The 22,156-nt window shown below is 59.7% G+C and carries 19 protein-coding genes; 13 read left to right on the top strand and 6 right to left on the bottom strand.

Annotated elements, in window-relative coordinates; genetic code table 11:
• Window positions 1–29: 29 nt before the first annotated feature.
• Both HYX42_RS00610 and HYX42_RS00605 read left to right on the top strand, forming a co-directional pair.
• Entirely contained in the window at window positions 30–4,934 is a 4,905-nt protein-coding gene (locus HYX42_RS00610; RefSeq protein WP_293398670.1) for a PAS domain-containing protein, read from the top strand.
• A gap of 55 nt (window positions 4,935–4,989) precedes the next feature.
• Window positions 4,990–5,367 carry a response regulator gene (locus HYX42_RS00605; RefSeq protein ID WP_293398669.1) on the top strand — a complete coding sequence of 126 codons (378 nt, stop codon included), beginning with the start codon at window positions 4,990–4,992 and terminating at the stop codon, window positions 5,365–5,367.
• A gap of 35 nt (window positions 5,368–5,402) precedes the next feature.
• On the opposite strand, the gene HYX42_RS00600 is transcribed toward HYX42_RS00605, so the two are convergent.
• The 4 genes from HYX42_RS00600 to HYX42_RS00585 form a co-directional block, all read right to left on the bottom strand.
• Entirely contained in the window at window positions 5,403–5,993 is a 591-nt protein-coding gene (locus HYX42_RS00600) for a cytochrome b/b6 domain-containing protein (protein WP_293398668.1), read from the bottom strand.
• Window positions 5,994–6,001: 8 nt separating this feature from the next.
• On the bottom strand, window positions 6,002–6,280 hold the full coding sequence (locus HYX42_RS00595; protein ID WP_293398667.1) for a PepSY domain-containing protein: 279 nt from the start codon (window positions 6,278–6,280) through the stop codon (window positions 6,002–6,004).
• A 197-nt stretch (window positions 6,281–6,477) separates the two neighbouring features.
• Window positions 6,478–7,191 carry a Fe2+-dependent dioxygenase gene (locus tag HYX42_RS00590; protein WP_293398666.1) on the bottom strand — a complete coding sequence of 238 codons (714 nt, stop codon included), beginning with the start codon at window positions 7,189–7,191 and terminating at the stop codon, window positions 6,478–6,480.
• 76 nt (window positions 7,192–7,267) lie between these two features.
• A complete protein-coding gene (locus tag HYX42_RS00585) occupies window positions 7,268–9,442 on the bottom strand; it encodes a TonB-dependent siderophore receptor (RefSeq protein ID WP_293398665.1) in 2,175 nt (724 codons plus the stop codon).
• Between the two features lie 52 nt (window positions 9,443–9,494).
• Between HYX42_RS00585 and HYX42_RS00580 the strand changes: the two genes are divergently transcribed.
• Window positions 9,495–9,686 carry a hypothetical protein gene (locus tag HYX42_RS00580; RefSeq protein ID WP_293398664.1) on the top strand — a complete coding sequence of 64 codons (192 nt, stop codon included), beginning with the start codon at window positions 9,495–9,497 and terminating at the stop codon, window positions 9,684–9,686.
• Window positions 9,687–9,880: 194 nt separating this feature from the next.
• On the opposite strand, the gene HYX42_RS00575 is transcribed toward HYX42_RS00580, so the two are convergent.
• Window positions 9,881–10,639, bottom strand: coding sequence for a protein phosphatase 2C domain-containing protein (locus tag HYX42_RS00575; RefSeq protein ID WP_293398663.1), 759 nt, complete (start codon window positions 10,637–10,639; stop codon window positions 9,881–9,883).
• 88 nt (window positions 10,640–10,727) lie between these two features.
• Here HYX42_RS00575 and HYX42_RS00570 point away from each other — a divergent pair, with 88 nt between their 5' ends.
• The gene (locus HYX42_RS00570; protein ID WP_293398662.1) at window positions 10,728–10,931 is read left to right on the top strand and encodes a YdcH family protein; all 204 of its coding nucleotides are present in this window, start codon (window positions 10,728–10,730) and stop codon (window positions 10,929–10,931) included.
• Window positions 10,931–12,937 (top strand): ATP-dependent DNA helicase, encoded by a 2,007-nt coding sequence (locus tag HYX42_RS00565; protein WP_293398661.1) that lies wholly within the window; start codon window positions 10,931–10,933, stop codon window positions 12,935–12,937. Before HYX42_RS00570 ends, HYX42_RS00565 begins: the two co-directional genes overlap by 1 nt.
• Here the strand turns inward: HYX42_RS00565 and HYX42_RS00560 are convergent.
• Entirely contained in the window at window positions 12,900–13,691 is a 792-nt protein-coding gene (locus tag HYX42_RS00560; RefSeq protein WP_293398681.1) for an outer membrane protein assembly factor BamD, read from the bottom strand. The two genes, HYX42_RS00565 and HYX42_RS00560, sit on opposite strands and share 38 nt — an antisense overlap.
• A 105-nt stretch (window positions 13,692–13,796) precedes the next feature.
• Here HYX42_RS00560 and HYX42_RS00555 point away from each other — a divergent pair, with 105 nt between their 5' ends.
• The 8 genes from HYX42_RS00555 to ispG all read left to right on the top strand — a co-directional run bounded on the left by HYX42_RS00555 (window position 13,797) and on the right by ispG (window position 22,156).
• Window positions 13,797–14,780, top strand: coding sequence for an RluA family pseudouridine synthase (locus HYX42_RS00555; RefSeq protein ID WP_293398660.1), 984 nt, complete (start codon window positions 13,797–13,799; stop codon window positions 14,778–14,780).
• Between the two features lie 119 nt (window positions 14,781–14,899).
• Window positions 14,900–15,619, top strand: coding sequence for an SMC-Scp complex subunit ScpB (scpB, locus tag HYX42_RS00550; RefSeq protein ID WP_293398659.1), 720 nt, complete (start codon window positions 14,900–14,902; stop codon window positions 15,617–15,619).
• Window positions 15,620–15,628: 9 nt separating this feature from the next.
• Window positions 15,629–17,278, top strand: coding sequence for a pseudouridine synthase (locus tag HYX42_RS00545; RefSeq protein ID WP_293398658.1), 1,650 nt, complete (start codon window positions 15,629–15,631; stop codon window positions 17,276–17,278).
• A gap of 135 nt (window positions 17,279–17,413) precedes the next feature.
• Window positions 17,414–17,839 carry a nucleoside-diphosphate kinase gene (ndk, locus tag HYX42_RS00540; RefSeq protein ID WP_293398657.1) on the top strand — a complete coding sequence of 142 codons (426 nt, stop codon included), beginning with the start codon at window positions 17,414–17,416 and terminating at the stop codon, window positions 17,837–17,839.
• A gap of 79 nt (window positions 17,840–17,918) precedes the next feature.
• The gene (gene rlmN, locus HYX42_RS00535; protein ID WP_293398656.1) at window positions 17,919–19,067 is read left to right on the top strand and encodes a 23S rRNA (adenine(2503)-C(2))-methyltransferase RlmN; all 1,149 of its coding nucleotides are present in this window, start codon (window positions 17,919–17,921) and stop codon (window positions 19,065–19,067) included.
• Entirely contained in the window at window positions 19,064–19,873 is an 810-nt protein-coding gene (gene pilW, locus HYX42_RS00530) for a type IV pilus biogenesis/stability protein PilW (protein WP_293398655.1), read from the top strand. Before rlmN ends, pilW begins: the two co-directional genes overlap by 4 nt.
• Window positions 19,866–20,888, top strand: coding sequence for a helix-turn-helix domain-containing protein (locus tag HYX42_RS00525; RefSeq protein WP_293398654.1), 1,023 nt, complete (start codon window positions 19,866–19,868; stop codon window positions 20,886–20,888). Before pilW ends, HYX42_RS00525 begins: the two co-directional genes overlap by 8 nt.
• Window positions 20,888–22,156, top strand: a complete 1,269-nt coding sequence (ispG, locus tag HYX42_RS00520; RefSeq protein ID WP_293398653.1) for a flavodoxin-dependent (E)-4-hydroxy-3-methylbut-2-enyl-diphosphate synthase — start codon at window positions 20,888–20,890, stop codon at window positions 22,154–22,156. The genes HYX42_RS00525 and ispG overlap by 1 nt, the downstream gene beginning before the upstream one ends.

The following is a 22,156-nucleotide window of genomic DNA, read 5'->3' as shown; positions in this document are numbered from 1 at the left end:
GAGACGTAACAAATCGTCTATCCTTTGCCATGCCTTTGACGCACCCGACTGTTCGCACGGTACTCACGAAGTTGCTGGTTCTTCTGGCGGCTTTTTTTGCACTGCAGGGGCCGGCAGACGCAGCGCGCAACGATATCGAGCCGATGGCAAAAGCTGGCGAGATGGATCTCCGCCAGTGGAACTTCGAGCGCGACGGGCCTGTTTTCCTCAGTGGGGAATGGGCCTTTTACTGGCGGCAGTTCATAGACCCCGCACAGCCTGCCGGCGCCCCGACCATGTTTGCCGACCTGCCGGCGGCCTGGGCGGGCACAGTGGTCGATGGGCAGAAGCTGGGTTCTGACGGCTATGCCAGTTACCGCCTGCAGCTCAACTGCAGCAGTGCCTCCGGCCTGAGCATGGCCTTCCCGGTGCAGCACAGTTCTGTGCGCATGTTTGTCAACGGCCGCGAGGTGGCGAGCCAGGGCAAGCCGGGCGTTGATGACCCGAGTTCAGACCCGGCAGTGGCGCAGCAGTATGTGCCGATAGGCGAGGCCCGCTGCCCGCTGAACATCGTGGCGCATGTCTCCAACTTTGACCACCGCCGCGGCGGGCTGGTGCGCGGCATACAGATAGGCAGCAGTGCGCAGATGCAGGTGCAGCGCGAGGCGGGGCTGGTGCGTGACATGGGTGCGTTTGGGGGGCTGGCGTTGCTGAGCGTGCTGCCCATCCTGTTTTTTGTCTGGCGCCGCAAGGAGCTTGCGCCGCTGTATTTCGGGCTGTTTTGCCTCTCCTGCTGTGTGTTCGTGGCGATGTCGGGCGAGCGTGCGGCGCTGCCGATATTGGGGCCGCTGGGCTGGGACTGGTACCTGTGCCTGATGTTCCTGAGCTTTTACGGCGGCCTGACCATGTTTGCGCGTTTTGTGCACGCGGCCTACCCGGGCGAGTTCGGCGACTGGCAGATCAGGGTCGTGAGCTGGTTTGGTGGCCTGGGGGCCTTGCTGTCGGTGCTGACGCCTGGCAGCGTGTTCACGCTGTCCGTCCCGGTGCTGGGCACTTTTACGGTGGTGATGGCTGTCTACATCACGTGGGTGCTGGTCAGGGCGAGCAGGCGCACGCGCTGGCGTGGCAGCGCCCCCATCCTCCTGGGCGGCTTTGCAGTGCTGGCCGTGGTGGTGGGCCACGACTGGATTTTCTTCAGGCACCTGATGCGCACCGTCTGGATGCCTTACGGCCTGCTGGCGTTTGCACTGGCGCCGGGCTTCATGCTGGCGCGGCGCATGGCGCGCGCGCTGGCCTCCGAAGAACTGCGCGGCATTGAGCAGCGCGAACGCACCAACCTGCTGGTGCGCGCCACCAAGGCGGGCCTGCTCGACTGGAACGCCATTGGCGATGTGGTGACGTATTCAGACCGCTACAAGGAAATCCTGGGCTACCCGGCAGACGCGGCTGCATCTGACCTGCCAGCGTTTTATGACCTGCTGCACCCGGAAGACAGCGAGCGGGTGCGCGCCAATTTTGTTGGCGAACTGCGCAACCGCAGCGTGACCAGCGGCACACGCCACCACAAGCCGCTGGATTACCGCATGCGCCGCGCCAACGGCGACTATGTGTGGGTGCACGCAGAAGGCATTGCACTGCTGGGCGCTGAAGGACGCACGCTGCGGTTTATCTGTTCGTTCATCGACATCAGTGATGCCAAGCAGCTTGAATCTCAGATGACAGACCAGGTCAACCAGAAGCGGCTGGCCGAGCAGGTGCTGTCGATAGAGCGTGACCGCCTGCAATTGCTGGTGCGCACCACCAAGGCCGGGTTCAGCGACTGGGATGCCGCCACCGAGGTCATGACCTACTCGGACCGCTACCTTGAAATGACGGGCTATCCGGCGGGCACCGATACATCAGGCTGGCCCACGGTTTTCATGTTCATGCATGACGACGACCGCGAACGTGCGCGTGCGCAGTTCCGCGAGATGGTCGAGTTCACCGGCAAGCCGGGCGACACCATACCCGCGCCGCCCATGGTCGGCAGGCTGCGCACGGCCGACGGCAGTTATTTGTGGATACACGCCGAGAGCGTCTCGCAGATTGGCGACGACGGCCGCACGCGCCGCATCATCACCTCCTACCTCGACATCACCGTCTTTCGCGAGCAGCAGGAGTTGCTGGCCACCGAGAGGCGGCGTCTTGACCTGGTGGTGCGCGGCTCACGCGTGGGCATTGTGGACTGGGACGGCGGTACGCACGACACCTACTATTCGCCGCGCTTTCGCGAGATACGCGGCTATGCACCAGACGCTGACACGTCTGACTGGCCGGACTACTTCAAGGTCATGATTCACCCCGATGACCGGGCGCGCATCGTCGGGCGCTGGGTGCCCTTCATCAAGGGCAAGGGGCCGGAAGGCCCGATGGGCGAGTTTTATTCGACCGAACAGTACCGGTTGCTGCGCGCCGACGGCACTTATGTCTGGTGCGAGGTGGGCGGCATGGCGGTGCGTGACGCCAACGGTTTTGTGCTGCGCTGGATTGCCTTCATCATCGACATCACCGAACGCCGCGCGCAGGAAGAAGCGCTGCGTGCCTCGCACGACCAGATTGCCGCGCAGGCCGGCCAGCTTGAAGACCGCGTGCGCTTCATCAATGACCTCGTGGACTCGGTGCCGGTGGCGCTGGCGATGCGCGACACCGCAGGCCGCTACGTGTTTGCCAACCGTACCTGGGAGCAGTACTACGCGCTGCGGCGCGACCAGGTCATGGGCCGCACCGCACGCGAGCTGCGCGAGCCCGAAGAAGCCGCCGAGGTCGAGAAGCTCGACGCCGAGTCGCTGCGCCGCGGCGTCGACAGCCCGCCGATGACATTGGATGTGGCTTCCAATGGAAGGCGTTACACCCAGACCCGCACCGTGATGGCCAATGCGCGCGGCGAGCCGTTGGGGGTGGTGACCGCCAGCGCCGATGTGACCGAGCGTTATGAGATGGAACAGGCGCTGGCCACCGAGCAGCGGCGCATTGCACTGGTGGTGCGCGCGGCCAAGGCCGGCATTGTGGACTGGGACGGCAGGACGCGCACGGCGTTTTATTCACCGCGCCTGCGCGAGCTGCTGGGCTTCAGCGCGGATACCGATACCTCGGCCTGGCCCGACTACTTCGACATGATTCACCCCGACGACACGGCGCGCGTGCGTGATGCCTTTGCCGAGCATATCAAGGGCAAGGGGCCGGCAGGTGCGGAGGAGTTTCACCAGGCGATTGAATACCGCCTGCGCTGCGCCGACGGCAGCTATGTGTGGGTGCAGGGCATGGGCGTGTCGGTGCGTGACCAGAAGGGCTACGCCACACGTTTTATTGCATCGCTCACGGACATCACCGAGCGCCGCGCCCAGGAGCAGGCGCTGCATGCCTCGCATGACCAGATTGCCGCGCAGGCCGGGCAGCTCGAGCTGCAGAACGAGGCGCTGATGGAAAACGTCAGGCTGCGCGAGGAGGTCGAGCGCATTGCGCGCCACGACATCAAGACGCCCCTCAATAGCATCATTGCGGTGCCGCGCCTGCTGCGTGAAGAGCGGCGCCTGACGGCAGAGGCCGACGAACTGCTGGGCATCGTCGAGCGCGCGGGCTACCGCATCCTGAGCATGGTCAACCTGTCGCTGGACCTCTACAAGATGGAGCAGGGCAGTTATATCTTCCGGCCCGATGCGGTGGACCTGGTGGATCTGGTCGACAAGGTGGCGGTCGATATCCGCAGCCACGCGGCGTCGAAGAACGTGGTGCTCAAGCTGGTATCGGGCAAGGTGCAGGCCTGCGCCTGGGCTGAAGAGCTGCTGTGTTATTCACTGGTGGCCAACCTGCTGAAGAACGCGGTCGAGGCATCGCCCGAAGGCGCAACCGTGACAGTGACGCTGCAGGACGAAAAGGCTGCGGCCGGCCATGAAGGCGCTGACAGCGTCGTCTTGAGCATTCACAACGAGGGCATGGTGCCAACTGCCGTGCGGGATACCTTTTTCACCAAGTACGCGACTGCAGGCAAGGCCAGCGGCACCGGTCTGGGTACCTACTCGGCGCGCCTGATGGCACGCACGCAGGATGGCGACGTAACCATGCAGACATCGGCCGGCGAAGGCACGACGCTGCGCGTCAGCCTGCGCGCCGCGCCTGCGGGCAAGGTGCCGCCGACCGCGCGGCATGCGATGGAACACCGCAACCGCCAGCCCATGGTGCTGGCCGACCTGCCGCCGCTCAAGGTTCTGCTGGTCGATGACGACGAATACAACCTGCTCATCGTGCGCCGCTTTTTGCCGTGCCCGCCGCTCACCGTCACCACGGCGTTCAATGGCAGGGTCGCGCTGGAGATGGTTGAGCAGGAGGTGCCCGACATCATGTTCATGGACCTGGACATGCCCGTCATGGGCGGGCTGGAAGCCATAGGCCTGTTGCGCCAGCAGGAGGCCGACATGGGCAGGCCGCGTGCTTATGTGGTGGTGCTGTCGTCGCATGACGATGAGGAGACCCGGGCGCGCTGCCTTGCTGCGGGCTTTGACCATTACCTCACCAAGCCTGTGACGCGCGAGCTCATACAGCAGACGCTGCTGGACTTTGTATCGTCGTCAAAACCTGTGGCCCCCGCAGTCGCTGCTGCGCCTGTGGGCTCACTGGCGCCCGTCGTGGTGGACCCGGATATTTTTGAACTGCTTCCGGGCTTTTTACCGACCCGGCTCAGGCTGCTCGATGACATGGCTGCGGATATTGCATCGGGTGACCGTGAGGGACTGCGGCGCAGGGCGCACCAGCTTGCCGGCAGCCTTGGCCTGTACGGCTTTCACTGGGCGGCAGAACAGGGCAAACACATGGAGACCGAAGCGGCCGTCATGGATCTGCAGCAGGCCGCCGCTCTGGTCAATGACTTGCGCGTACATTTGCAGACGGCCACAATCCTCAAGGGCGAGATGGCGCAATGACATGGCCGGGTGTGCCGCCTGCTGAAGACAAAGATTGAATAAAACGGAGTAAACAGTGCTCGACGAACGAAAAAAGATTTTGCTGATTGATGACGATGAAGCCATCGTTACCTACCTGGTCACCAAGCTGGCCAAGAACTACCAGCTTGCCAGCACCACGCAGCCGCGCACGGCGGTAGCGCTGGCCAAACGCGAGAAGCCCGACGTCATTCTTTGCGACATTGACATGCCTGACTTCAGCGGTGGTGATGTGGCTGCGGCGCTGGCCGAAGACCCGGTCACTGCGCGTATTCCGTTCATCTACCTGACGGCGCTGGTGTCTCCGCAAGAGGCGGAAGACATGGCCGGTTATGTGGGCGGGCGGCCAGGCGTCGCGAAAAAAGCACCATTGGCCGAACTGCTCAAACGCATTGAAGAAGAAACGGCGCGCTAGCAGGAGATCGACCGCGCGTGTGCGACGTGTGAATGTCAGTCCTCGATGTCGCCCGGAGCCGCCGCCTGCTTGCGGCCTGTGAACATGGCGCCCACGAGGTTTTCGCGGTGCCTGTAACTGGTGACCAGTACGCCGCCCAGATGGCCGGCGATCAGCAGCAAAAGCACCCATGCCAGGGCGCCATGCAACTGGTCAAGCCAGGCCGTGCCCCAGAAATAATCGGTGGTGTACAGCCAGCCCGTGATGCCCAGCGCACCCACCACTGCCAGCAGCAGCACAACCATCCACCCGCCCAGCGGGTTGTGGCCTGCATACCGCAGTTCGCAGCCTGACTTGAGCTGCAGTGCGTAGTTGCGTACGGCCCGCGGCTTGCGCACGAACTGCGCAAAGCGCGCGTGGCGGCTGCCGGCAAACCCCCAGATCACGCGTGTGACCACGACGGCGAGGGCCACGTAGCCTGCGGGTTCATGTGCCTTGACCCAACCCAAGCCCAGTGTGCTGAGCCATGCCAAAGCCACCGACAGCACCAGCAGCCAGTGCAGCAGGCGAACCAGTCCGTCCCATACCTTGACGGTGTTGTGCGGCGCGGGCATCAGGCTTTCAACAGCGATCGGCGGGGCTGCCATGCGGGCTGTCAGGAGGGCTGCTTGACCTCGCCGATTTTTTCAAAGGTCTTGGGGTTGAAGTAGATTTCGATGCGCTTGCCGGTGCTGTCAAAACCGTAAACCTCATAACAGCCGTTGTCGACCTTGACCTGCCGCACCTTCCAGCCTTCGGCTGTGAGCTTGCGCTGCAGTTCCATCTGGGGTTGCCATTCGGCCTTGGGTACGTCGCATTTGAAATCACCGTGCGCGAGGGCGCCAGCGGAGGCCAGGGAGAAAAAAGCCGCAAGTGCGAAAGAAGTGCGTTTCATTTGATTTCCTGCTTGTCTGATGTTTGAAGAAGAGACTGTCGAATGCGCTGGAGTCCGGCGATTCGGCGTCTGCTTGCGTTTGGTTTGTTTTCTGGCTTTCCGGTCACGGCCCAAATCCGGATGGCTGGTCTGATTATAAATGCGAATGTGTCGCATTTATATGAATACCGATGGGCGGCAGCATCAAGGGCAGAGTCTCAGACGTCAGCCCACATCCGCAGCAGATTGTGATAGCAGCCTGTCAGGCGCACGACCTCGTCACTTTCAACATGGGCCTGGTCGCGACCGGCCCTGTCCAGGTCTTTTTGCCGCAGCGCCGTAATGGCCATGTCCATGTCGTAGAGCAACCTTCTCTGCGCATCAGAGCGGACCATGCTTTCGATCCAGAAAAAGCAGGCGAGCCGTTCGCCCCGGGTCACCGGAGTTACCCGGTGGACGGAGGTGCCCGGGTACATCACCAGATCACCAGCAGCGAACTTGATGCTCTGCTCGCCGTAGGTGTCCTGTACGACCAGTTCGCCGCCGTCATAGGTTTGCGGCTCGCTCAGAAACAGCGTGCACGAAATGTCTGTGCGCACATGCCTTGCCGTGGCGGCATGGGTGCGGACGGCATTGTCGATGTGGTTGCCGAACGCATTGGACTGGCCGCCATACCGGTTAAACAGGGGAGGGTAGACCGACTTTGGCAAGGCACCCGTGACGAACATGGGGTTGCGTGCCAGCGCGACCGAAACAATATGTCTGGCCTGCTGTGCCTCAGGCAACTCTTCAGGCAGCTGAAGGTTGTTTTTGACCGCACCGCTCTGCACGCCTGCAGTGATGCGGCCATCCGACCAGGGCGCTGTGAGTACGAGCTGTCGAACCTGGGTCAGTTCTTCAGGGGTCAAGACCTGTGCAACGCGGAGCAACATGTTTGCTATCCAAAATAAGAATCGGACATCCTGGTATGTGCCTGGATGCCCGGTTTAACGCTCCGATATCGGGTACCTAGAACTTGCTTGTGAGCGTTGCCCTGACCGTACGCATCGGCGACTGTGTTGGCCAGCCCTGGTAGAGCGAGCCGTAGTAAACCTTGTTGGTCAGATTGTCCACGTTGAGCTTGATGGTGTTGTCCTGGTTGATGCGATATTCAACCAGTGCATCCCATTTTGTGTACGCGGGTGCGTGGTTCATCAGGTTTGCTGCCGAGGCTGACGATGGTGCCTGGGCGCCTATATGCGTGAAGCCGCCGCCTATGCGCCAGTTGGCTCCCAGCCTGTAGGTGGTCCACAGGTTGGCCTGCCGGTTGGGGGTCAAACCAGGGTTGAGCCCGACAGTAGCCTGGGCTGCGGCGGAGGAGCCTGCCTTGTCAATGACACCGTGCATGAACACTATCCCGCCGAAAACATCCCATTGCGGATTGATGCGGCCGGCGACTTCAAACTCCAGGGCATTGGTGTGGCGCTGGCCTGACAGCAGGAACTCTCCCGTCGCCTGGTTCACGTCGGTGTTGCGCTCGTTGTATTTGTCGGTGCGGGCCAGTGCAGTGCGCAGGGAGAGGTCGCCTCCGTACAGTTCCCACTTGGCGCCAATTTCCAGGTTCCGGCTGCTCTCCGGTGGCGTTTTTGCGCTGTTTGCATCGTATTGATAGAGGTCGCCTGACGTGTTGAAGGAGGTTCCGTAGGACGCGTAATAACTCACCTCATCCGTCGGCTGGTACATCACACCGGCCCGCTTGCTGAGTTTTGTATCCCTGCGTGACAGATCTCCGGCAGGTACCGCCAGCCCCGAACGATCGTATGTGCCACCGAAGCTGTCGAGGCGAAGCCCGCCCACAAGCTTCCAGGATGGCGTGAGGTTAATGGTGTCCTGGACATAAGCTCCTATGGCAGTCGACGTGAAAACCGTGGAGCGAATCAGGTTGCGCCTATCCATAAGTGCCAGGTTTGTCGGGTCGCCCACCGTCACGTTGGTCCGTGTCGGTACGTTGACGTAGCGGTAAACGATGGCGTTTTCGCGCGCGATATCCGTTCCTGCCAGAATCTGGTTTTTGCGGCCGAACCAGTTGGTTGTTGTGATGTAGTCGCTCTGAAGGAAAGTGTGATGATCGCGGCCGGCGCGGGTTTGCGTACCTCGCGGAACCACCGTATTGAATCCAAAATTGGCCTGGGTGACGTTGGCCGCCAGGCCATTGAGCTGTGTTGCCCACAGGTCACGGTTGAAATGTCCATCCCTGAAGGTTGTTTTCAGGGTGCTGCCGTCATTCCAGCGGTGAGTGTGGGTGATTGTTCCGATGTCGGCGGCGTCTCTTTGATAGTCGGAAGCGGCGTTATATGACAGCCCCGATGGAAACGGCGCAGGAGCACCTTGCAGCCACCTTCCGCCCAGGTTATCGGGCTTGTCGTTGTAGTTCAGGTGATAGAAGCTGAAACTGAATTCGTCTGAGGTGCCTATACCCAGGCTGTAGTCAAAAGCCAGTCCACGGCGCCTGGTTGAAACCTTTCCGCCTTTGCTCTCACCGTCAGTCGTCATGGCCCCAATGCGCAGGGCGGACTCTTCGCCGGTACGGACGTTGAAATCACCCGTGGTACGCAAATAGCCAGGGCCAACTGTCAGATTGACTTCATTCTCGGTCAGCAGGCGAGCGGTCTTGCTCACCTGATTGACGACGCCACCGGTGGACCCGCGGCCAAACAGCATGGAGGCCGAGCCGCGCAGCACTTCGATACGGTCGTAGTTGAATGTGTCACGGTTGTACTGCGCGATATCGCGCATGCCATCGAGATAAATGTCACCCGCAACGCTAAAACCGCGCAGGCGGATGTTGTCACCTATGCGGCCGCCTTCGCCGGCTTCAAAAGTAATGCCAACGACGTTTTCGAGCGCGCCCTTGAACGTGTCACGGCCCTGATCGTGGATGAGCTTCTCGTTGACCACTGTCAGCGATTGCGGCACGTCTTTGGCAGCAACCGGAACCTTGCCAATCGTAGTGACCCCGCTCTGATAGGTTTGTGTGGCCCGGTCCCTCGTATCCTTGATCGTTACTGGGGCCAGCGTTTTTCCATCGACTTGCGTGATGGCTGTTGTCGTGGTCGCAGGCGTACTGGGCAACGCAGTCACGGTTTGTGCCCAGCCGCTTACTGAGGCGGCAAGCATGAGCGCGCCCAGCGGAATTGCGTTCATCTCTGCGGCTCTCGGCCTGTGAGCAGTAATTGCTGGTGTGGAGTTAACGGTGATGGACGATGATTTGTCGGGAGTGCTGCGTTTTACGCTGCTCTTGCGTGATGTGTGGCGTGCCAAGGAAAGCTCCAAGCGATGTGATCTTTTGCCGGTCCGGCAAAAATGGTGGTTGGGCAAATGCTTGGCTGTGCTGTCCCGGATGATCTGGACGCGTTGGCTGGATTTGTGCAGCAATAATTATATTTGAAAAAGAATGATTCGCAATAACATTTGGATTGATACATGTTATTTCGCCATGTGTGTAACGTCTGAAACGGCCTCAAGCGGGTTGCCGGAAGCGGATTTTTCGGGGGCGGGAATGTCAACAGGCCGTGGTCGTGCACTGTCAATATCAGTACGAATTGAGCGCCCGAAAAGTATGGCGCGCGGGTGCCTGGCTGCTTATTCGAGGGGCTCGAACTTGACGATGACCAGTGACAGGTTGTCGCCGCCGCCACGTGCCCGGGAGCGGGCTTTCTGGATCAGGAATTCGGTCGCCTCGCGCGGCGAAAGCATGGAGAGGGCGGAACCCATCTCGCTGGGGCTGAAGTAGTGCCAGACGCCGTCGCTGCAGGCGATCAGCACGTCCTCAGGCTGCAATTGCTGAATAAAGTGATGGCTGATGGGGGGCGGGTCTTCGGTGCCCAGGCAACCCATGAGGATGTTTGACTGTGGGTGCACATTGGCTTCTTCTTCGGTGATCTCACCCTTGTCGACAAGCGTCTGGACATAGGAGTGGTCAACCGTGCGATGGACAAGCTTGCTGCCATGGAAATGATAGATGCGCGAATCGCCGGTATGCACCCAGTGACAGTCGCCAGCCGGGTTGATGAGGAAGGCTGCGAGTGTGCTGTGCGGCTCCTGCTCTGCGGAGATCGCTGTCAGCTTGATGACGATGTGGGCTTCTTCAACGATCTGCTTGAGCATTGAAGGCGCGTCGTCGCTGTCAGGGGAGTAACGCTCAAACAGCTGTTTGGCAGTCATCATGACCTGATCGGATGCCTTGCGTCCACCGCTGCGACCGCCCATGCCGTCGGCCACGATGCCCAAAATGCAGCCGGCTATGCGCTGGTGGCTGATCAGGTTGACTTGGTCCTGCTGGTACTCCCGGTCTCCCTTGTGGATACCTGTTGAAGCCGTGATTCGATAGCCTTTTGACATCTTGCAATTGGTCGAGCCGTTGGGACTCGATTTATCTCCGTAATCAACGTATTATCAGAGCAAGCAGCGAGCGCTGATAAAAAATACCTTGGACCTAAATTTACACTCGCCGGAACGTCGGCTGATCGAACTCAAGATCGAACATGCCGACCTGAATGCGCTGGTGGATATTACGGCACATGCAACGCCCATTGACGAACTGATGCTGCGCCGTCTCAAAAAACGACGCCTCCATCTCAGAGACCAGATTTGCCAGCTTGAACTGGCGCTGGATCCGCCCGAACCCGCCTGATGTACCTGGAACTTGAAGTTCAGGAGGCATTTGCCCCCGATGGCGTGCTGTCGCGCACCACCGAACAGTTTGTCGCAAGAGCAGGGCAGACTGAGATGGCCGTCGCGATTGCACGCGCGATTGAGCGTTCGGAAGTGCTGGTGGTTGAAGCCGGCACCGGTGTGGGTAAAACATTTTCCTATCTGGTACCAGCGCTTCTCAGTGGTGAGCGCGTGCTGGTATCCACCGCTACCAAGGCCCTGCAGGACCAGCTTTTTGTTCGTGATCTGCCGCTACTGGTCGAGGCACTTAATGTTCCTGTGCGCATCGCCCTGCTCAAGGGGCGTGCCAGCTATCTGTGCCTGCACCGCATGGCGTTGGCGCGGCAAGACCCGGCGCTCGCCGACAGGACGGCCGCACGCTCGCTGGCAAAAATTGAGGAGTGGGCGCAGTTCACCAAGGCTGGCGATCTGGCCGAGCTGCCAGGGCTGGATGAGCGTTCGCCCTTGATACCGCTGGTGACGTCCACGCGTGAAAACTGTCTGGGCGCGCAGTGCCCCCAGTTTCGTGCCTGCCACGTCAACCTGGCGCGCCGCGAGGCACTGGCGGCTGATGTAGTCGTGATAAACCATCATCTTTTTTTTGCCGACCTGGCCGTGCGCGAATCTGGCGTTGCCGAGTTGCTGCCTTCGGTCAAGGTCGCTATTTTCGACGAGGCCCACCAGCTCAACGAGACCGGCGTCCAGTTTCTTGGCAAAAACCTCACCACTGGGCAACTGCTGGATTTTTGCCGTGACCTGTTGGGCGCAGGCCTGCAATTGGCCCGGGGACTGGTTGACTGGCAGGCAGTGGTCGGCGCCTGTGAACAGGCCGCACGTGAATTGAGGCTTTGTGCAGGGCGGCAGCACCCGGGAACAAAGCTTCGCTGGACGAGTGTCGCACCAGAAACAATAGAAGCTGGCGCCTGGACGGTGGCTCTCGACAATCTTGGCGTGGCTTTGTCTGGTGCCTCCGAGTCCCTGGCCACCGTCAGTGAGATCGCAGGCGATTTCCCGAGGCTGCAAGAGCGTGCGTCAGAGCTGGCTGAGCGCGCAGCCGCTTTCGCGCGTGCCTGCCCACCCGGATTGGTGCGCTGGGTAGATGTCGGGACGCAATTGCGGCTGGTGGAGTCGCCGCTCAATATTGCTGAAGCCGTAAAGACCAAATTGCTGGGAGCTTCGGGGGAGTCTGCGAAGTCCTGGATTTTTACGTCGGCCACGCTGGGCGACGACGAGAAGTTGAGCTGGTTCACTGAACCCTGCGGACTAGGGGACGCACGTGTGCTCAAGGTGAGCAGTCCATTCGACTATGCGCAGCAGGCCGCCATTTATATTCCTGCCGACTTCCCCAAGCCTGCAGATCCGTCTCATTCCCAGGCCGTGGCCGATTCGGCGGGCCGTTGGGCCGCCCGGTTGGGTGGACGCACCATGGTGCTGACCACAACGCTGAAGGCCTTGCGTGTGATCGGTGACAGTCTGCACAACACATTTTCAGACTCGGGCGGGATTGAGGTGCTGGTTCAGGGCGCCATGCCCAAGCGGGTGTTGATCGAGAGATTCCGGCTCGGCAATACGGATGGCCAGCGGGGCTGCATCCTCGTGGCTTCAGCTTCTTTCTGGGAAGGCATTGATGTGCCGGGCAATGCGCTTCAACTGGTGATCATCGACAAGCTCCCTTTCCCGCCACCCAACGACCCGATGGCAGAGGCGAGATCCAGAAGCCTGGAGGCAGAAGGCAAAAGCGCCTTCAATGACTATTTTTTGCCGGAAGCAGCAGTTGCGCTCAAGCAGGGGGCCGGCAGGCTGATTCGACGCGAGACTGACCAGGGTGTACTGGTGATCTGTGATACCAGAACCCGGCAGATGGGCTACGGCAAACGGCTTTTAAGGGCTGTTCCACCGATGCAGCGCCTGAATTCTGATGAAGAACTCCTGACGCGGCTGGATGAACTTACCAGAACTTGTACCAGGGATTGTCAGCAGACCTGAATCCCTTGGTGGTGAATTCGCTTTGCGGATAGGTTTTTTCGAGTACGCGTCTCGCGTCGTCCCGCAGTTGGGTCATGCCCAATGCGTCGTACGACTTGTAAATGATGTACGTGGCTTCCTCGAGCGCTGGCACGTCGCGGTAGTCGCTGATGGCGGTCTGGGCCCGGTTAATGGCTGCGATATAGGCGCCGCGCGAGTAATAGTAACGTGCCACATGGACTTCGGACTGGGCCAGCGAGTTGACGGTATAGGTCATGCGCAGGCGGGCGTCTGGTGTGTATTTCGAGTCCGGGAAGCGTGTCACGAGTTCCCTGAACGACTCAAATGACTCCTTGGCGGCTTTCTGGTCACGCTCGGCAAGATCCTGACGCGAGATGGCACCGAACAGGCCGAGGTTGTCGTTGAAATTGACAATGCCTTTCAGGTACAGCGCGTAATCCAGCGCGGGGCTTGCGGGATGCAGCTTGATGAACCTGTCAAGGGTTGCAATGGCCTGGGCCTGTTCGTTGCCCTTGTATTGGGCGTAGGCCTTGTCGAGCTGTGCCTGCTGAGCCAGGGGTGTACCTGCTGCACGGCCTTCAAGTTTTTCAAACAGGGGTATGGCCTTCTCATAACCGCCGTTATTGAGCTCGTCCTTGGCCTCTGCGTATATCTTGTTGGGGCTCCAGGTCGATGTTGGGTCAATGGGCTTGCTGGAGCAGCCGGCCATCAGGGCGCAGAGCAATGCGATCGCCGCCACAAATGGCGATGCCATGGGTGATGCACTGGGAACAACCGATAATTTGGTGGAAAACATTGCGATCGACCTCTACTAATGACTGATTCTGAACAAAGCAAATCGATTATATCGAGCGTTGTCATGCCCGATGCCACTGATCACGCTGGTGACGAATCCGACGTAGACGGCGAGATTGAACTGCGGCAGCTACGCGTGCCGCTGGAATCCCACGGAAAGAGGGTTGACAGTACCCTGGCCCTTACCGTGCCGGAGTTCTCGCGCAGCTACCTGCAGCAATTGATCGCGGCCGGTTTGGTCCAGCTCAATGGCGTGGTTCTGGTGAAGGCGTCGCATGCCGTCAAGGCGTTTGACGAACTCCGCATCGAATTGCGACCGACGCCTCAAAGCCAGGCGTTCAAACCCGAGGCCATGGCGCTTGACGTGGTGTTTGAAGACGAATTTTTATTGGTGATCAACAAGCCTGCAGGCCTGGTTGTCCATCCTGCGCCTGGCAACTGGAGCGGTACGCTGCTCAATGGCCTGCTTGCGCGCGACAGGGAGGCTGGATTGCTGCCCCGGGCTGGCATCGTGCACCGCCTTGACAAGGACACCAGCGGTCTGATGGTGGTTGCCAGGAAGCGGCAGGTGATGGACGAACTGGTCAGGATGATTGCTGCGCGCAGTGTCAACCGCCAGTACATCGCCCTTGCACATGGTGCATGGACCGGGGCTGCGACACGCCACGTCAATCTCCCGGTGGGGCGTGATCCCCGTAATCGCCTGAGGATGGCTGTTGTGGATATGGACAGGAATCCGGGCAAAACAGCGTCCACGGATATTTCTGTTCTCCAGAGCAATACTGATTACTGCATGGTCCGCTGCAAGTTGCACACCGGCCGGACCCACCAGATCAGGGTGCACATGGCTGTGCTGGGGCACCCGCTGGTTGCGGACGAGCTATACGGCGGCCGGAGCGCGGGGGGGCTGGAGAGGCAGGCTCTTCACGCTTGCCGGCTGGCTTTTGAGCATCCGATCAACGGCAAGTTGCTTGAATTCAGGTCGCCTCTGCCGAAAGACATGGCAGCCGCCGCCGTAGCTTTGGGCCTGCGATACAATCCCGAATAGTAAGTTAGAAGCTTCTGCAGAACCCAGCCGTTGACCGCAATGGCATCTCACAGGTACTGCGCTCCATGTGAGTCGCGCCTTTCGGCGCCATACCCGACCATTTTCGGAAACAAGAAATCATGAATACGACGGATGCGAAGCGCGTCCTCGAGACGGCACTTATTTGCGCCCAGCAGCCTTTGCCGCTCCGAGAGATGGGGGTTTTGTTTAACGGTGCCCTGACGCCTGACAGCATCCGGCTGGCGCTCGACGAACTTCAGAATGACTGGGCGGGGCGGGGCGCGGAACTGGTCCACGTGGCCACCGGCTGGCGCTTCCAGAGCCGGCCACAGATGCGCGAATACCTTGACCGGTTGCATCCAGAAAAACCGCCTCGCTATACGCGGGCAACCCTCGAGACGCTCGCCATCATTGCGTATCGTCAGCCGGTCACCCGCGGTGATATGGAAGATATTCGGGGTGTGACCATCAACAGCCTCATCCTCAAGCAGCTTGAGGATCGGGGTTGGGTTGAGGTCATCGGGCATAGAGAGACCGTGGGCAGGCCTGCGCTGTATGCGACGACAAAGCAGTTTCTGGACGATCTGGGCGTTGATTCGCTGGATCAGTTGCCGGCCATGGATGGCGGCGCGGGGCAGGCGGCGATGCTTGAGCAGATCGAATTTGGAATGGCGGACGCAGAGCCCCTGGCCAAAGATGGTGGGCAGGCCCCTGCCGTTGAAGAGTTGCAGGAAGCCGTACAACCCCAGGCAGCGCCTGTGGAAACCGCGGATGAAGTAAACGAAATCAAGGACGTTGCCGGGCCGGGTGAGAAACAGCCCGATGAACCCAGCGCATGAAGTAAAAGCATGAACCTACCAGACCATCAGGATCCTCCGGCACCGCTTGAGCCCCCTCCAGGGCATGTCGAAGCCCTTGTTGAAAAAGCCGGCGCTCCTGATGCGGCTGGTGAACTGCCGCACTCTGTGGCCCCGGGCAATGTTGTCCCTGGTGCTGCCAGGGTCCATCCCGGATCGCGCACGACTTCGATCGCCGCAGTTCGTTTTGATGAAGTGGTGACCGGACGTTTTGATGAAGATGAGGCTGATCCCGGCGTGGAGTTGTCCAAGAGGGTTCTACTGCCTCAGCCAGAGACTCCCAAGTTGCACAAGGTGCTGGCGCAGGCTGGACTGGGATCCCGCCTGGAGATGGAGCAACTGATTCTTGAGGGGCGCATATCGGTCAACGGTGAACCTGCGCATATCGGGCAGCGTGTCAAGTTCGGAGACACGGTCAAGGTCAACGGCAAACCTATCAGGGTCAGGATTGATCCGCCGCCGCCTCGCGTGATTGCGTATCACAAGCCTGCAGGTGAAGTCGTCACGCACGATGACCCCCAAAACCGGCCCACCGTTTTTCGGCGCCTCCCAAAGCTGTTCCAGGGCAAATGGCAGTCTGTCGGCCGCCTTGACCTTAACACCGAAGGGCTGCTCCTGCTGACGAGTTCTGGCGAACTCGCGAACAAACTCATGCATCCCCGATTTGGCCTTGAACGTGAATATGCAGTGAGGGTATTGGGGGCCTTGAGCGCGGATGAAAAGAAGCGCCTGCTGGAGGGGGTTCTGCTGGATGACGGAAATGCCTTTTTCTCGTCCATCGAGGCAGGTGGCGGCGAAGGTGCCAACTGCTGGTACAAAGTGACCATTTCAGAAGGGCGCAACCGGGAGGTGAGGCGCATGTTCGAGGCGGTAGGGCATGCCGTCAGTCGCCTGATTCGCATACGTTATGGCGCCATGGTATTGCCGCGCGGACTCAAACGCGGTGCCTTCGTGGAGCTTGATGAACGTGACATCATGGCTTTGACCAGTGCTGCCAATCGCAGCGAAGCCCGTGCGGATGCTCGAGGTGGCGTGGCTGCGCAGGAGACTTCGGGGCAGGATGCGGGGGGCGATTCCCGTCGCGCACGAGGCCTTCGCCGTGGTGGCCGTGTCCGGGGCGGCGAGCGCCCGGCAGCACGCGAACAGACATTCGGTGCGCAGGCCAACCAGCCGGACAACCGCGCCGAAGCAGGTCTTCAGGACGAGGATTCGGACCAGGATGACGTGCAACCCCCAAATCTTCGGCATGACGTCAGCGGTATTGCTGGTGCCAATGGAAAAAGGCGCCGTGGGCGTAATCAGGGGGGTGGTTTTGGGCCGGGAGCACCCTCAATGCCGCCACCTTCAGGATTCGCCCGAAATCCGGGGAACAACACTGCAGGTCAGGGGCGCAAGCGGCGTGATGATCGTGGTGCGCGAGACGACAAGGCCAGTGGTGCGGCCCAGCCAGATCCGATGAAGACATCTTTCGGCTACATCGGCGCAGATACCTTTACGCGCCAGCGGCAAGTCCAGGGGGCCCGGCGCGGTGGTGGCTCGGGTCCCACTGGTGGGGGCGGCGGTGGTCAGCGACGAGGTGGTAGTGGTGGCACCGGGGGCGGCAAGGGCCGTGGCGGTAACCGGGGTGGCGGCAATCGCTAGGAAACCATCTGCAATACCGGAGTTCCTGAAGGCCAATGTGTGCATTTCGGGACTTCAGGCATGAACGGCGGGTTAAAATCAGAGGCTGTATTCATTTTTTGAATATCCAGAAAATCAAAGGTTAAGGAAAACAAAATGGCTATCGAACGCACACTCTCAATCATCAAGCCCGACGCAGTGGCAAAAAATGTTATCGGCCAGATCTATGCACGTTTTGAGGCTGCCGGCCTGAAGATCGTGGCTGCCAAGCTTGCCCATCTTTCCCGTGGCGAGGCGGAAGCGTTTTACGGCGTCCACAAGGAGCGTCCTTTCTTCAAGGATCTCGTCGAATTCATGATTTCCGGTCCTGTGATGATCCAGGCGCTGGAGGGCGAGAACGCCATTCTCAAAAATCGTGAACTGATGGGGGCGACCGATCCGAAGAAGGCGGCCGCCGGTACCATTCGTGCTGATTTTGCTGAAAGCATTGATGCCAATGCGGTACACGGATCCGATGCGGCCGAGACCGCCCAGGTGGAAATCAGCTTCTTCTTCCCTGGCATGAACATTTACTCGCGTTAAACATGTCTGCCTCAAGCTTTGCAATGCCTTCGCGGGTTTTGCCACGTGCTTGGGGCCAGGTCGCGTTGCGCTCGCTGCAATGACGACCAACCTGCTTAATTTCGATCTCGAGGGCCTGGCTGCTTTTTGCGAAAGCCTCGGAGAAAAGCGCTTTCGTGCGATGCAGCTTTTTCGCTGGATACACCAGCGGGGTGCGTCTGACTTTTCTCAAATGACGGATCTGGCAAAATCCCTGCGGGAGAAGCTGCCCGCTTTAGCCCATATACAAGGGCTTCCGGTGGTGTCCCGGCATGATTCCGCCGATGGAACCATCAAATGGCTGTTTGACGTGGGTGCCGGTGATGTCGTTGAAGCCGTATTCATACCTGAGACTGACCGCGGTACTTTATGTATTTCCTCCCAGGCGGGTTGTGCCGTGGGTTGCCGGTTCTGCTCAACAGGCCATCAGGGGTTCAGCCGCAACCTGACCACTGCTGAAATTCTGGCCCAGCTTTGGTTTGCCGAACACGAATTACGCAGGCAATTCGGAAAAGACGAGCGCGTCATTTCCAATGTCGTCATGATGGGCATGGGGGAGCCGCTGCAAAATTACGCCCAGTTGCTGCCTGCCCTGAAGGTGATGCTTGATGATCATGCGTATGGAATGTCCAGGCGCCGTGTCACGGTCTCCACCTCCGGGGTCGTGCCGATGATTGACCGCCTTGCGGTCGATTGCCCGGTCGCTCTGGCTGTGTCCCTGCATGCACCGTCAGACGAGTTGCGCGATCAGTTGGTGCCGCTCAACAGGAAATACCCTATCGCCGAGTTGCTGGAGGCATGCCTGCGCTACCAGGCCCATGCGCCGAGGGACTTCATTACTTTTGAATACTGCATGCTGGATGGCGTGAATGATCAGCCTGAGCATGCCCACGAGCTTGTCAAACTGATGAAGCAGCAAGCACTCAGTGGTTTGTCATGTAAATTCAACCTCATTCCCTTTAATCCATTTCCTGCATCGGGCCTCAAACGTTCTGCCATGCCGCAAGTTCTTCAGTTTGCAAAAATCCTGATGGCTGCCGGCATCGTGACGACAATCAGAAAAACACGGGGTGACGATATAGACGCAGCCTGCGGACAACTGGCTGGCGATGTTCAGGACCGGACGGGTGCGCGCGAGCGCATGGCCTCACAGCGGCAGGGTATGCTGGGTGGTATCAAGGTCGTGATCGATAAAAGGATAGCGTCATGAAAATCCTTCGTAGTGCCCTTATGCTGGTTTGCTGGGGTACGGTGCTTCTTGCAGGTTGCGCCGGAAACACCGGCGGCGTGCGCAGTGCGGCTGACGGGAAGACGGACATGGTGACCGAGTCTGATGAGCCTGCAACACGCCGGCGCGCACGTTTGCGGCTTGAGCTTGCGAGTGGTTATTTCGAGCAGGGGCAGACAAATGTTGCGCTGGACGAACTCAAGCAGGCTCTTGTGATTGACCCAGGGTTTGCTGATGCCTACAACCTTCGCGGATTGGTGTACATGCGGTTGAACGATGCGCCGCTGGCTGAAGACAGCTTTCGCCGGGCGCTTGCAATAAATCCACGTGATGCAGATGTTGCTCACAACTATGGCTGGTTTTTATGCCAGCAATCCCGGTTCCGTGAGTCTTCACAGATGTTTGCACAGGCAATAGCGAACCCGACTTATGGGGGACAAGCCAGAAGCCTGATGGCACAGGGCGTCTGTCAGGTTCGCGCTGGCCAGCGTGCCGAGGCCGAGGAAAGTTTTACGCGGTCTTATCAAATTGATGCTGGCAACCCATTGACAGGCTATAACCTTGCCAGCCTTCTTTACGACCGGGGTGAACTGGTGCGGGCCCAGTTCTACATTCGCAGGCTGAACAACAGTGCCCTCGCCAATGCCGAGACTCTGTGGCTTGGGATAAAGATCGAGCAACGACTCAATAACCGGGAAGTTGTATCCCAGTTGGGAGATCAGCTCAAGAGACGGTATGCCCAGTCGAAAGAAGCGGCATCGTATGAGAGGGGGGCTTTTAATGAGTGATCCTGCGGAGGCCGGCAACCCGGTCTTGACCGAGGCTTCGAACGAGGGTGAGGTGGTTTTCACGACGCCCCATGCGTCGGCCGGGGAGGCGCTTCGACTGGCGCGCGAAGCGGCTGGTTTGCATATAGCGGCATTGGCTGTTTCGTTGAAGGTGCCTGTCAAGAAACTTGAAGCCCTGGAGGCTGATCGCTTTGATCTCCTGCCGGACGCCGTTTTTGTGCGGGCGCTGGCGTCCAGCGTATGCCGAACCCTGAAAGTTGACCCAGGTCCCGTGCTGCAATTACTTCCGCAGAGCAGCAGTCCGAAGTTGCTCTATCAGGGCGCAGGCATCAATGCACCATTTCGTGCTCCGAGTGACGGGCCGGGACCTTCTGCCTGGACACAGGTTTCAAGGCCCGCCGTTCTTGCGGGACTGGCTTTTCTGCTCGCCGCACTCGTCCTCATCATGATGCCGTCACTAAGGACCGGCATGGGGGACACCATTTCGGGCGCAGGATCGCCGACCCAGAGCAGCGCTCCAGTCAAAACCGCAGAAGTTAATGTCGTCGGGGAGGCCCGGGAGCAGGACGCCCCCAAAAAACCGGATGCGCAGCCAGAGTCCGGAGCTTCAGCCGAGCAGTCGGTGGTGACATCTGCGCTGCTGTCATCGCAGGCATATTCAGCTCCGGCTGTCTCGGCGTCGTCCGAACCTGTGAGGCCATTGGTCGCCAGCTTGTCCCAGCCACCCGCCGGCACAACCACTCCATCAAGCGCAGTTGCGGCGCCGCTATTGCCGTCATCGGGCATCGTGGTGTTCACTGCAAAAAGCGAGTCCTGGGTGGAGGTCACTGACTCCAAGGGACAGGTTGTCCTTCGCCGGATACTTGCGGCAGGTGAGGTCGCAGGTGCTTCGGGAGCGCTGCCGCTTGCAGCCGTGGTCGGCAGGGCGGATGCAACCCAGGTACAGATACGTGGCAAGGCATTCGATTTGAGTGCCCTGGCAAAGGATAACGTCGCGCGGTTTGAGGTGAAATAGTGCAAGTTCCGATAGATGTAGCGCACCCGAAAGTGCGTCGATCCCGTCAGGCGCGTGTTGTGTGGGGTGGCCGCATTGTGACCGTAGGTGGTGATGCGCCTGTTCGCGTGCAGTCCATGACCAACACCGACACCGTGGATGCCATTGGCACAGCCATTCAGATTAAAGAGTTGGCCCTGGCCGGCTCCGAGATGGTGCGGCTGACGGTCAACACGCCCGAAGCTGCGCAGGCAGTGCCTTATGTGCGGGAGCAACTGGATCGTATGGGCATTGATGTGCCCCTGATCGGAGACTTCCATTACAACGGCCATCGTTTGCTGACTGACTATCCTGCCTGTGCGCAGGCTTTGTCCAAGTACCGCATCAATCCGGGCAACGTTGGCAAAGGCGACAAGCACGACAAGCAGTTTGGCCAGATGATAGAGGCTGCTATCCGTTGGGATAAAGCTGTACGGATTGGCGTGAACTGGGGAAGTCTCGACCAGGATCTGCTTGCCAGCCTGATGGATGAAAACAATGCGCGCCCCACTCCCTGGGATACGAAGCAGGTAATGTATGAAGCGTTGGTCACGTCCGCAATCGATTCTGCGCGCTTGGCTGAAGACATGGGCTTGAACCGTGACCAGATCATCCTGTCCTGCAAGGTCAGCGGGGTACAGGATCTTGTTTCGGTTTATCGCGAGCTCGCAAGGCGTAGTGACTATGCCCTGCATCTGGGTTTGACAGAAGCTGGCATGGGAACCAAGGGAACTGTGGCTTCTTCCGCAGCGCTTTCCGTACTTTTGCAGGAAGGCATTGGCGACACCATCCGTGTTTCACTGACGCCCCAGCCGGGTGAGGCTCGTACACAGGAGGTGGTCATTGCCTCTGAAATACTTCAAGCCCTGGGATTGCGGAGTTTTGTGCCGAGTGTTACGGCCTGCCCCGGTTGCGGGCGCACGACGAGTACCACCTTCCAGGAGTTGACTCAGGAGATCGACAACTTCCTGCGGGCCCAGATGCCGGTCTGGCGAACGCGATATCCCGGCGTGGAGAAGCTCAAAGTAGCCGTGATGGGCTGCATTGTGAATGGCCCCGGTGAAAGCAAGCACGCTGACATCGGTATCAGCCTGCCTGGCTCGGGTGAAGCCCCGGCTGCACCTGTTTATATTGACGGCGAGAAAAGCGTCACGCTGCGTGGCGAGAATATTGCACGGGATTTCCGCGTCATCGTTGAAGACTACATAGAAAAGCGCTTCGGTACGCAAACCGCTGCTGAAGTCGCCTGA

The sequence above is a fragment of the Polaromonas sp. genome (assembly GCF_016185115.1).
Taxonomy (GTDB): Bacteria; Pseudomonadota; Gammaproteobacteria; order Burkholderiales; family Burkholderiaceae_C; genus Polaromonas.
This window is presented reverse-complemented; position numbering and strand designations above follow the sequence as displayed.

Bases quoted from the DNA above. Each gene is read 5' to 3' on its own strand.
- HYX42_RS00610 (WP_293398670.1), top strand. From the start codon at position 30: ATGCCTTTGACGCACCCGACTGTTCGCACGGTACTCACGAAGTTGCTG.
- HYX42_RS00600 (WP_293398668.1), bottom strand. From the start codon at position 5,993: ATGGCAGCCCCGCCGATCGCTGTTGAAAGCCTGATGCCCGCGCCGCAC.
- HYX42_RS00595 (WP_293398667.1), bottom strand. From the start codon at position 6,280: ATGAAACGCACTTCTTTCGCACTTGCGGCTTTTTTCTCCCTGGCCTCC.
- HYX42_RS00590 (WP_293398666.1), bottom strand. From the start codon at position 7,191: ATGTTGCTCCGCGTTGCACAGGTCTTGACCCCTGAAGAACTGACCCAG.
- HYX42_RS00585 (WP_293398665.1), bottom strand. From the start codon at position 9,442: ATGAACGCAATTCCGCTGGGCGCGCTCATGCTTGCCGCCTCAGTAAGC.
- HYX42_RS00580 (WP_293398664.1), top strand. From the start codon at position 9,495: ATGGACGATGATTTGTCGGGAGTGCTGCGTTTTACGCTGCTCTTGCGT.
- HYX42_RS00575 (WP_293398663.1), bottom strand. From the start codon at position 10,639: ATGTCAAAAGGCTATCGAATCACGGCTTCAACAGGTATCCACAAGGGA.
- HYX42_RS00565 (WP_293398661.1), top strand. From the start codon at position 10,931: ATGTACCTGGAACTTGAAGTTCAGGAGGCATTTGCCCCCGATGGCGTG.
- HYX42_RS00560 (WP_293398681.1), bottom strand. From the start codon at position 13,691: ATGGCATCGCCATTTGTGGCGGCGATCGCATTGCTCTGCGCCCTGATG.
- HYX42_RS00555 (WP_293398660.1), top strand. From the start codon at position 13,797: ATGCCCGATGCCACTGATCACGCTGGTGACGAATCCGACGTAGACGGC.
- scpB (WP_293398659.1), top strand. From the start codon at position 14,900: ATGAATACGACGGATGCGAAGCGCGTCCTCGAGACGGCACTTATTTGC.
- HYX42_RS00545 (WP_293398658.1), top strand. From the start codon at position 15,629: ATGAACCTACCAGACCATCAGGATCCTCCGGCACCGCTTGAGCCCCCT.
- ndk (WP_293398657.1), top strand. From the start codon at position 17,414: ATGGCTATCGAACGCACACTCTCAATCATCAAGCCCGACGCAGTGGCA.
- rlmN (WP_293398656.1), top strand. From the start codon at position 17,919: ATGACGACCAACCTGCTTAATTTCGATCTCGAGGGCCTGGCTGCTTTT.
- pilW (WP_293398655.1), top strand. From the start codon at position 19,064: ATGAAAATCCTTCGTAGTGCCCTTATGCTGGTTTGCTGGGGTACGGTG.
- HYX42_RS00525 (WP_293398654.1), top strand. From the start codon at position 19,866: ATGAGTGATCCTGCGGAGGCCGGCAACCCGGTCTTGACCGAGGCTTCG.